Annotated in this window: 8 protein-coding genes; 4 read left to right on the top strand and 4 right to left on the bottom strand. The window is 67.2% G+C overall.

Annotation, left to right across the window (positions count from 1 at the left end; genetic code table 11):
* Positions 1–141 precede the first annotated feature (141 nt).
* The gene (locus QZY06_RS08530) at positions 142–2,136 is read left to right on the top strand and encodes an ATP-binding protein (RefSeq protein WP_295682852.1); all 1,995 of its coding nucleotides are present in this window, start codon (positions 142–144) and stop codon (positions 2,134–2,136) included.
* Positions 2,137–2,148: 12 nt separating this feature from the next.
* Here QZY06_RS08530 and QZY06_RS08535 read toward each other — a convergent pair whose 3' ends face one another.
* Positions 2,149–2,772: a hypothetical protein gene (locus QZY06_RS08535; protein ID WP_295682855.1), complete on the bottom strand. Its 624-nt coding sequence runs from the start codon at positions 2,770–2,772 to the stop codon at positions 2,149–2,151.
* A gap of 96 nt (positions 2,773–2,868) precedes the next feature.
* Here QZY06_RS08535 and QZY06_RS08540 point away from each other — a divergent pair, with 96 nt between their 5' ends.
* Genes QZY06_RS08540 through QZY06_RS08550 form a run of 3 tightly spaced genes read left to right on the top strand, consistent with a single transcriptional unit; the run spans position 2,869 to position 4,842 of the window.
* Positions 2,869–3,540: a glutathione S-transferase gene (locus QZY06_RS08540; RefSeq protein WP_295682857.1), complete on the top strand. Its 672-nt coding sequence runs from the start codon at positions 2,869–2,871 to the stop codon at positions 3,538–3,540.
* 2 nt (positions 3,541–3,542) lie between these two features.
* Positions 3,543–4,337, top strand: coding sequence for a dienelactone hydrolase family protein (locus QZY06_RS08545; protein WP_295682859.1), 795 nt, complete (start codon positions 3,543–3,545; stop codon positions 4,335–4,337).
* Positions 4,338–4,347: 10 nt separating this feature from the next.
* The gene (locus QZY06_RS08550) at positions 4,348–4,842 is read left to right on the top strand and encodes a GreA/GreB family elongation factor (RefSeq protein ID WP_295682862.1); all 495 of its coding nucleotides are present in this window, start codon (positions 4,348–4,350) and stop codon (positions 4,840–4,842) included.
* A gap of 24 nt (positions 4,843–4,866) precedes the next feature.
* On the opposite strand, the gene QZY06_RS08555 is transcribed toward QZY06_RS08550, so the two are convergent.
* From QZY06_RS08555 to QZY06_RS08565, 3 genes are all read right to left on the bottom strand, one after another.
* The gene (locus tag QZY06_RS08555; protein WP_295682865.1) at positions 4,867–7,209 is read right to left on the bottom strand and encodes a DNA internalization-related competence protein ComEC/Rec2; all 2,343 of its coding nucleotides are present in this window, start codon (positions 7,207–7,209) and stop codon (positions 4,867–4,869) included.
* Between the two features lie 28 nt (positions 7,210–7,237).
* The gene (gene lolD, locus QZY06_RS08560; protein WP_295682868.1) at positions 7,238–7,957 is read right to left on the bottom strand and encodes a lipoprotein-releasing ABC transporter ATP-binding protein LolD; all 720 of its coding nucleotides are present in this window, start codon (positions 7,955–7,957) and stop codon (positions 7,238–7,240) included.
* A 4-nt stretch (positions 7,958–7,961) separates the two neighbouring features.
* Positions 7,962–8,737: FtsX-like permease family protein (locus tag QZY06_RS08565; protein WP_295682871.1), on the bottom strand; the 776-nt coding region annotated here is incomplete at its 5' end.

Raw genomic sequence — 8,737 nt, forward strand, 5'->3', positions numbered from 1 at the left:
GGCCAAGCGCGCCGGCCGCAGCCGCATGGTGATGTCCGGAGAGCACAGCCGCCCCGAATCGGCCAACGATTCCCTGGGCGCAACCAATCTTGCCGTCATGGACGATGCCCGGCAGGCACCGTCCCAGGAAGCCCGCGCGCCTTGACCGGCGCCGCACCAGTCGAGCCCACCCGGCGCCGCAGCCTCGTCCAGCGCGCGCGCGATCTGTCGATCGGCGCCAAGCTCAGCGGCGTGGTCGCGATGTTTCTGGTCGCAATGATGGGTGCCCTGATCATCGTTGCGCTGTCGTTGTCGATGTCTTCCGGCGTGCGCGCCTATGTCAGCGCCGAAAGCCAGTCATCGAAAGGCCAGAAGAACGCCGTCTACGCGATCACCCGCTATCTGCAGACCGGTGATCGTCGTGCCTGGACCTATTTCCAGAACGCCATCGCCGTGCCGCTGGGCAGCCGGCGGGCACGCCTGGAACTGCTCAGGGATCAATACGATGAACTGGCCGTCTACCAGGGCTTTCTCGCCGGCGGTGTGCCGGCCGAAGACATTCCCGAGATGATCTTCCTGTTCCGCAATTTCCGCAGCCTCAGCTTCTTCGCCGAAGCGGTGGACATCTGGGGCAAGGCCGACGACTGCGTGCAGGAGCTGATGAACATGTCGCGCGAGATCGCTGTGGCCGAAAACACCGCTCAGCTCGACGATCAGCGCCGACGCCTGTTCCTCAATCGCATCGACGCGATCAACACTCGCGTCACGGCACTGCAACAGGGCTTCTCCACGGTGCTCGCCGGCGGCGCGCGCACCGTGCAGTGGCTGCTGCTCGGCGTGATCATGACCGCCGCCGGCGTGTTGCTCGGCATCGCCATGCTGGTTGCCTGGCTGGTCTCCACCGATCTGCGCAGAAGCATCGAAGGTCTGCGCGACGGCACCGTGCGCGTGGCCCAGGGCGATCTCAGCACCCTGGTGGAAGTGCGCTCCAGGGACGAACTCGGCGTGCTGGCCGGCGAGCTGAACAACATGATCAGCAGCCGTCACCAGGCCGAGGTGGCGCTGAAAGCCGCGACCCAGTTCCGCGAAAAGATCATGGAACACGTCACCAACGCGATCTTCACGATGGATCGCGAAGGCCGCTTCATGACCGCCAACCGGCGCACCAGCGACATCACCGGCTATCCGGTCGAAGAACTGCTGGGCATGCCCTGGGCGGAGCTGATCTCCGACGAAGCGCACCTGAAGGACGTCTACCGGCGCTACCAGCAGACCCTCGACGGTGGCGATCCGATCACCAATCACGAGGTGCCGCTGACCCGCCGCAACGGCGCCGTGGTGACTGTCCAGTTCAGCATCGCCGCGCTGAGTCAGGACGGCGAGATATTCGGCGTGGTCGGTGCCGCCGAAGACATCACCGCCCGCAAGCGCGACGAGGCGGAGTTGAAGGCCCGCGCCGACGAGCTGACTCGCTCGAACGCCGATCTGGAACAGTTCGCCTACGTGGCTTCGCACGATCTGCAGGAGCCGCTGCGTACGGTGTCCGGCTTTGCCCAGCTGCTGCAGAAGCGCTACGAAGGCAAGCTCGGGCCGGACGCCGACGAGTACATCGGCTTCGTCACCTCTGGCGCGCAGCGGATGAAAAGCCTGATCGAGGATCTGCTCGCCTACTCGCGTGTGTCACGGGCATCCGATGCCACGCAGCCCGTCGATCTGAACCGGGTCGTCGCCACTGCCATGGCCAACGTCCATGGCGCGATCAGTGCCGCAGCAGCCACGGTGACGGTCGGTGAATTGCCGAGCATTCTCGGCAACGAGCGGCAGATGGTGCAGCTGTTTCAGAACCTGATCGGCAATGCCGTGAAGTTCTGCCGTCCGGACGTGGCGCCGGTAGTCGAGATTGCCGCCGAGCGTCAGGGCGACGACTGGGAACTGAGCGTGCGCGACAACGGCATCGGCATCGACGAGAAGCACGCCGAGCAGGTGTTCGGCCTGTTCCAGCGCCTGCACGCCCGCGAAAAATATCCCGGCAACGGCATCGGCCTGACCATCTGCAAGAAGATCGTCGACCTGCACCGCGGCCGGATCAGCGTCGAGCCCGCCGAGCCGGGGACCCGCTTCCGGATCGTGCTGCCGGCCAACCTGCCGCCGGCCTGAGCGGATCGGTGATCAGGCGCCGCCGGATGACGCCGGCTCGGCCTTGTCGTGAAGATCTTTGACTTCCTTGTCGATCCCTTCGAAGCATTCCCGGACCTGCGCATCGTCCAGCACCGCATAGGGCGCGAACGCCGGTACCGCCGCCGCCGCGGCCTGCTGCGCCACCTGCACGGTTTGCATCCGCTCGCATAGCTCGCGTGCCTTGACCACCAGAACTTCGGCGCCTTCGCGCGCTTCGCTGCCGACGTCGTCGCGGCCCTCGATCAGGCCGTCGACGACATCGCGCAAGGTATCGAAACCGAAGCCGACACCGGCACGGCCGAAAGCGATCGCATGGGTCTTCATCGCCACCGCCGCTGCGCTGTAGGCCTTCAGCGCGGTTCGGGCTTCCGGGCTGGTTTCGATACCGGTTTCACCGATGCTCAGCGCACCATCGAGTTCGACGCGCGCAAGCTCGGGCTGGCCACCGGCTTCGATCACCACCGTGTCGCCATCGAGGCCGATCGCGCCATCGCCTGGATCATGGTGTGCGCCGTAGCTCGGCTGATGGCGCTGATGATCATCGTCATCACAGCCGGCGAGCAGCGTGACCAGCAGCAAGGCAGCGGGGGCAAGCGTTCGGAGCGAGCGTTTCATCGGCGTTCTTCCTGAGTCGTACGCCAGTTTGGATGCGCGACCGCACATCGACGGATGCAGCTAGGCTAGCTGCACTGAAACCGGAGCCGGCTGCCCATGATCGTCGTCCACCATCTCGAAAACTCGCGCTCCCAGCGCATCCTGTGGCTGCTCGAAGAACTGGGCCTGCCGTACACGGTCAAGCGCTACGAGCGCGACAAGAAGACCATGCTCGCGCCGCCCGAGCTGAAAGCCGTGCACCCGCTCGGCAAGTCGCCGGTGATCAGCGATGACGGTGTGGTGATCGCCGAAACCGGCGCGATCATCGAGCACCTCATCGAGGGTCACGGCAACGGCCGGCTGATACCCGCAGTCGGCACACCGGAATACAACCGCTACCGCTACTGGCTGCACTACGCCGAAGGCTCGCTGATGCCGCTGCTGGTAATGAAGCTGATCTTCTCGAAGACCACCGTCGCGCCAACGCCGTGGCTGATCCGGCCGATCGCCAAGGCGATCGCCAACGGCGTCGGCCGGGGCTATCTCGATCCGAGCCTGAAACTGCACCTGACCAGCATCGAAACCGCGCTCGGCGACAGCGGCTGGTTCGCCGGCAGCGAACTGACCGCGGCCGACATCATCATGAGCTTCCCGCTCGAAGCCGCCGCCGCCCGCGGTGGCGCCAGCCAGGGCTATCCGAACATCCTCAACTTCCTCGCCCGCATCAAGGCCCGGCCAGCCTGGCAGGCGGCGCTGGGGAAAGGCGGGCCTTACCAACTGATGCGCTAGCCATGATCGACCATCTTCCAGCGATTCCCGGCTTCACCCTCGCCCCGCACAGCCATCTCGGCGAAACCCGCGCGGTCTACCGGCGCGGCCACGGCCCGGCGGTGATCGTGATGAGCGAGATTCCCGGCATCACGCCGCAGGTCACGACCTTCGCGACGACCGTGGCCGATGCCGGCTTCAGCGTCTGGATGCCGCAATTGTTCGGCACGCCGCTGCAGCCGATTACCGTGCCCTACCTGACCCGCTCGGTGCTGCGGATCTGCATCAGCAAGGAATTCAGCACGCTGGCCGCGAATCAGTCGAGCCCGATCGTCGACTGGCTGCGGGCGCTGGCGCGGGAAGCGCACGAAGCCTGCGGCGGGCCCGGCGTCGGCGCCGTCGGCATGTGCCTGACCGGCAACTTCGGTCTGGCGATGATGCTCGACGCGCCGGTGATCGCGCCGGTGCTGTCGCAGCCTTCGCTGCCAATCCCGGTGCCCGGCCGCCGCGATGCGCTGCATGTATCGCCGAAGGAACTGGCCGCCGCTCACGACAAGATCGACAAGCACGGCGCCCGCATTCTCGGCCTGCGCTTCCACGGGGATCCGCTTTGCGCGCCCTCGCGCTTCGAGCGCCTGCGCCGTGAATTCGGCGATGCGTTCGAAGGCATCGAGATCGATGCCTGTCACGGCAACCGCGAAGGCTTCGGCAACCCGCACAGCGTGCTGACCACGCACCTGATCGACGAAGCCGGCCAGCCGACGCGTGCCGCGCTCGACCGCACCCTGGCCTTCCTGCGCGAGCAGCTCGTCAAGTGAGTCGCGCCCGATGAGCCGGGCCCACGTCCGCGAGGTTGACGGCGACGAACCCGAAGATCTGCCCGAACTGCCGCTCAGTCCGCATCCGAACTACGTCACGCCGCGTGGCCTGGCCATGCTCGAAGCACGCCGCGATGCGGTCGAGGCCGATATCGCGGCGATTGCTGCCGATGCCGCCGATCGCCGCCAGCGCCGCGCCGGGCTCGATCGCGAACTGCGCTGGCTGCAGGCCCGGATCGCTGCCGCGCAGGTGGTCAATGGCGCGACGCGCGACGCCAGCAAGGTGGCGTTCGGTGCTGAAGTCACCGTGCTCGACGACGACAATCTCGAGAGTCGCTACCGGATCGTCGGCGAGGACGAAGCCGATCCGGAAGCCGGACTGATCAGCTGGACCTCGCCGCTGGCGCGAGCGCTGCTCGGCCTGCAGGTCGGCGATGTCGCGCTGTGGCAGCGGCCCGCGGGCGACAGGGACATCGAGATCAGTGCGATCCGCTGGCCTGTCTGATCGGCCTCATCGGCCTCATCGGCCTCATCGGCAGGGGCCGATGACTGAAGGCAAACCGCTGCGCCAGACCTCGTCGGCCGGTGTCGACCACAACCGTAGCGCGTTCGGTCGATAGCGCTCGCAAGCAAGACGATTGCCGTCGATGGCGACCGTCACCGCGCCGTCATCGCCAGTCGCCACCTGGGCGATGCCTCGTTCTTGCATGCGCGCGACAACGACGCGCGCTGGATGACCGAAGTGGTGGTGCCAGCCGGCACTGTGGATCGCCAGCTGCGGCTGCACGGCATCGAGGAAAGCCGCGGTCGATGAAGTCCGGCTGCCGTGATGCGGCGTGACCAGCACGGTCGCCGGCAGTTTTTCTGACAGCTCAACGAGCAGCCGCGCTTCGGTCTTCGCTTCGATGTCGCCGGTCAGCAGCACCGCTTGATCGCCCTGTGCGACCCTCAGCACGCAGGAACCGTCGTTGTCCGACAAGCCGTTCTCGGGCCCTGCGAGCAGCTCGAAACTGACGCCGTCCCAGTCCCAACGCTCGCCGGCGCGGCAGGGCGTATCGGTGCCGTAACCGCTGCGGCTGGCGATCGGCAGGATGGCGGCAACGGCCGCCACGCCGCCGCGATGATCGAGATCGCCGTGCGACACGATCAGCCGGTCAATGCTCCGCAGGCCGCTGCGCAGCAAATAAGGCACGACCACCGAACGTCCGGCATCGAAGCTGCCGGGCCAAGCCGGGCCGGCGTCGAACAACAGCGTGTGCTCGCGCGTCTGCACGACCACCGCCAGACCCTGACCGACATCGAGCACAGTCAGCCGGAAGCCGCTGTCGACCGTGCGAGCCGGCGGCAAGGCCAGCGCGGACAAGGCCAGCAGGCCGAAGACTCTGGTCGGCAAACCCGTGGGCGCGAACAGCGCGATCGCGCCGATCAAGGCCAGCAGCAGCGCCGCCGGTTCCGGGCTGGCCGCCAGCCAGGCTTGCGGCGTCCGCTCGGCGATCCACAGCAGGCCGTCCTGCGCCAGCGCGAGGACATCGGCGACTCGGTGCAGCAAGGGCAATCCCAGCACCGGCACCACGGCGGCAAGGAGCAAGGCGAACAGCAGCGCCGGCGTCAGCACGGCGGCGGCCGGTACTGCGATCAGATTGACCAGCGGCCCGGTCAGGCTGGTGCCCTGGAACCAGTACAGGGTCAGCGGCGCCAGCATGACGCTGAGCATCAGCTGGATGCTCAGCGCCGCGCGCCAGCCGTTGACTGGCGCCAGTCGACCACCACTGACATAGAAGATCGCCGCGACCGCCGAGAACGACAGCCACAGGCCGGGCGACAGCAGACTCAGCGGATCGCTGGCGACGATCACCGCCCAGGCCAGCGCCAGCGCTCGCGACGGCTGACCGAGCCCGCCCCACCAGCCGGCCAGCACCAGCAGGCCGAGCATCCAGGCGGCACGCTGCACCGGCGGCTCGAAGCCGGCGAGCAGTGCGTACAGCAGGGCGGCGATCACCGAGGCCAGCAGCGCGGCACGCGGTGCCGGCAAGCGCTGACTCAAGGAGGCCGAGCGGCTCCACAGCCAGCGGATCAGCCAGAAGACGACACCGGCGACGATCGCGACATTGAAGCCGGAGATCGCCACCAGGTGCGTGGTTCCCGTCAGCCGGAACGCCTGCCAGTCATCTTCGTCAAGCCCCGAGGTATCGCCCAGGCTCAGCGCCGCGACCATCGGTAGCGCCGGATGACCCGGCAGCCAGCGGGCAAGCCGATCGGCAAAGGCCTGCCGCAGCTTGAGCAGCGCATGACCGCCGCGGGTCGTGCAACGCTCGCCGCTGCGCACCGTCGCGGTCGCCGCGATGCCTTGGCGGAACAGCCAGCCTTCGTAATCGAAACCGCCGGGATTACGGCTGCCGTGCGGCGTGCGCAGGCTCAAGCTCAGTCGCCAGCATTCGCCGCCGCGGAGGGTTTCGCTGCTGCGATACCAGGCCGCACGGATGTGTTCGGGAAGGTCCGCGCCGAGCGGATCGAAACGGAAGCGCCAGGTTCTGAGGCTGTCCGCCGCTTGATCGCCCGGCTTGTCGCCGCCATCGGGTGTGCTTGTGCTGCTGGCCTGCGGCAGGTTGGCGACGATGCCTTCGACGGTCAGCACTTCGCCGTAGCGCGACACCGGCCAGCGCTGGTCGATCAATTCCGAAGCGCGCTGAGCGGTCAGCGCCGCGCCGATCGCGAACGCCAGCAACAGCCCGCGCCATCGCGAGCGGAACAGGGCTGCTGTCAGCGGCAGCAGCCAGAGCCACAACGGTGGCAGCGCCGGCAGTTGCAGCAACGCCAGCGCGCCGATGGTGAACGCGAAGACCAGCGGAACAGGCGAAAACCGGCGTCCCACGACTGGGGACGCAAACGCGCCAACCGATTCAGCCGGGCTGGACACCCGCCGCGAGCTGCTCGCGCGACACTTCCTTCAGGCCACCGGCCTGCAGGGAAAAGATGCGATCCATGCGCGCCGCCAGCTTCAGATCGTGGGTGACGACGATCAGGCTGGTGCCGAGTTCCCGGTTCAGTTCCAGCATCAGCTCGAACACCGTTTCGGCAGTGCGGGTGTCGAGGTTGCCGGTCGGCTCGTCAGCAAGCACGCAGGCCGGCCGGGTGACCAGTGCCCGCGCCACCGCTGCGCGCTGACGCTCGCCACCGGACAGCTCGCCCGGCTTGTGGCTCAGCCGCTGACCGAGGCCGACTCTTTCCAGCAGCTTTGCCGCCGTCGCCAACGCTTCCGCGCGCGGCGTGCGCCGGATCAACAGCGGCATCGCCACGTTCTCCTGCGCCGAGAACTCCGGCAGCAGGTGATGGAACTGATAGACGAAGCCGAGGCTGGCATTGCGCACCCGCGAACGCTCGGCGTCACTGAGCGAACTCATCTCCCGCCCGGCCACCGATACCGTGCCCGCGGTCGGCGAATCGAGCCCGCCAAGGATGTGCAGCAAGGTGCTCTTGCCAGCGCCGGACGAACCGACGATGGCGATGCGATCACCACGCTTGAGTTCGAGGTCGATGCCCTCGAAGACGGTCAGGTTCAGGCGGCCGTCGTCGAAGGTTTTGGCTAGGCCGTGGCAGGCGATGACGATGTCGGAATTCATGGCGCTACTCATAACGCAGCGCCTCTGCAGGCTGCACCCGCGAAGCCCGCCAGGCCGGATACAGCGTCGACACCAGGCCGAGCGCCAGCGACAGCAGGCTGATCTGCAGCACGTCGGCCAGCTTCAAGTCCGAGGGCAGATCGCTGATGTAGTAGATGTCCGGCGACAGGAACTGGCGGCCTGTCGCGGCCTCCAGCAGCGGAACAAGCGTCTGCACATTGAGCGCCAGTAGCACGCCGAGGCTGACGCCGATGATGGTGCCGATCACGCCGATCACCGAGCCCTGCACCATGAACACCGCCATGACCGAGCGCGGTGTCGCACCGAGCGTGCGCATGATCGCGATGTCCGCCTGCTTGTCCTGCACGACCATGACCAGTGTGGAAACGATGTTGAATGCCGCGATGCCGACCAGCAGCGAGAGGATCAGGAACATCACGGTCTTCTCGGTCGCCACGGCGCGGAAGAAGTTCGCGTGGCTGCGCGTCCAGTCGCTGACGAAGTAGGCACCGGGCGTGTCGCGGGCAAGCTCGCGGGCGACGCGCGGGGCCTGAAACAGATCGTGGAGCTTCAGGCGCACGCCGGTCACGTTGTCGCCGAGCCGGTACAGCGCGGCGGCATCGTCGAGATTCACCAGCCCGAGGCCGCGATCGAATTCGTACATGCCGACCTTGAACACACCGCTCAGCGTGAAGCGGCGGAAGCGCGGCAGCACGCCGGCCGGAGTGACGCTGAGCTGCGGAATCATCAGGTCGACCTTGTCGCCGACGCCGATGCCCA

It is taken from the genome of uncultured Nevskia sp. (assembly GCF_903885465.1).
Lineage (GTDB): Bacteria > Pseudomonadota > Gammaproteobacteria > Nevskiales > Nevskiaceae > Nevskia.

Bases quoted from the DNA above. Each gene is read 5' to 3' on its own strand.
- lolD (WP_295682868.1), bottom strand. From the start codon at position 7,957: ATGAATTCCGACATCGTCATCGCCTGCCACGGCCTAGCCAAAACCTTC.
- QZY06_RS08550 (WP_295682862.1), top strand. From the start codon at position 4,348: ATGAGCCGGGCCCACGTCCGCGAGGTTGACGGCGACGAACCCGAAGAT.
- QZY06_RS08535 (WP_295682855.1), bottom strand. From the start codon at position 2,772: ATGAAACGCTCGCTCCGAACGCTTGCCCCCGCTGCCTTGCTGCTGGTC.
- QZY06_RS08545 (WP_295682859.1), top strand. From the start codon at position 3,543: ATGATCGACCATCTTCCAGCGATTCCCGGCTTCACCCTCGCCCCGCAC.
- QZY06_RS08540 (WP_295682857.1), top strand. From the start codon at position 2,869: ATGATCGTCGTCCACCATCTCGAAAACTCGCGCTCCCAGCGCATCCTG.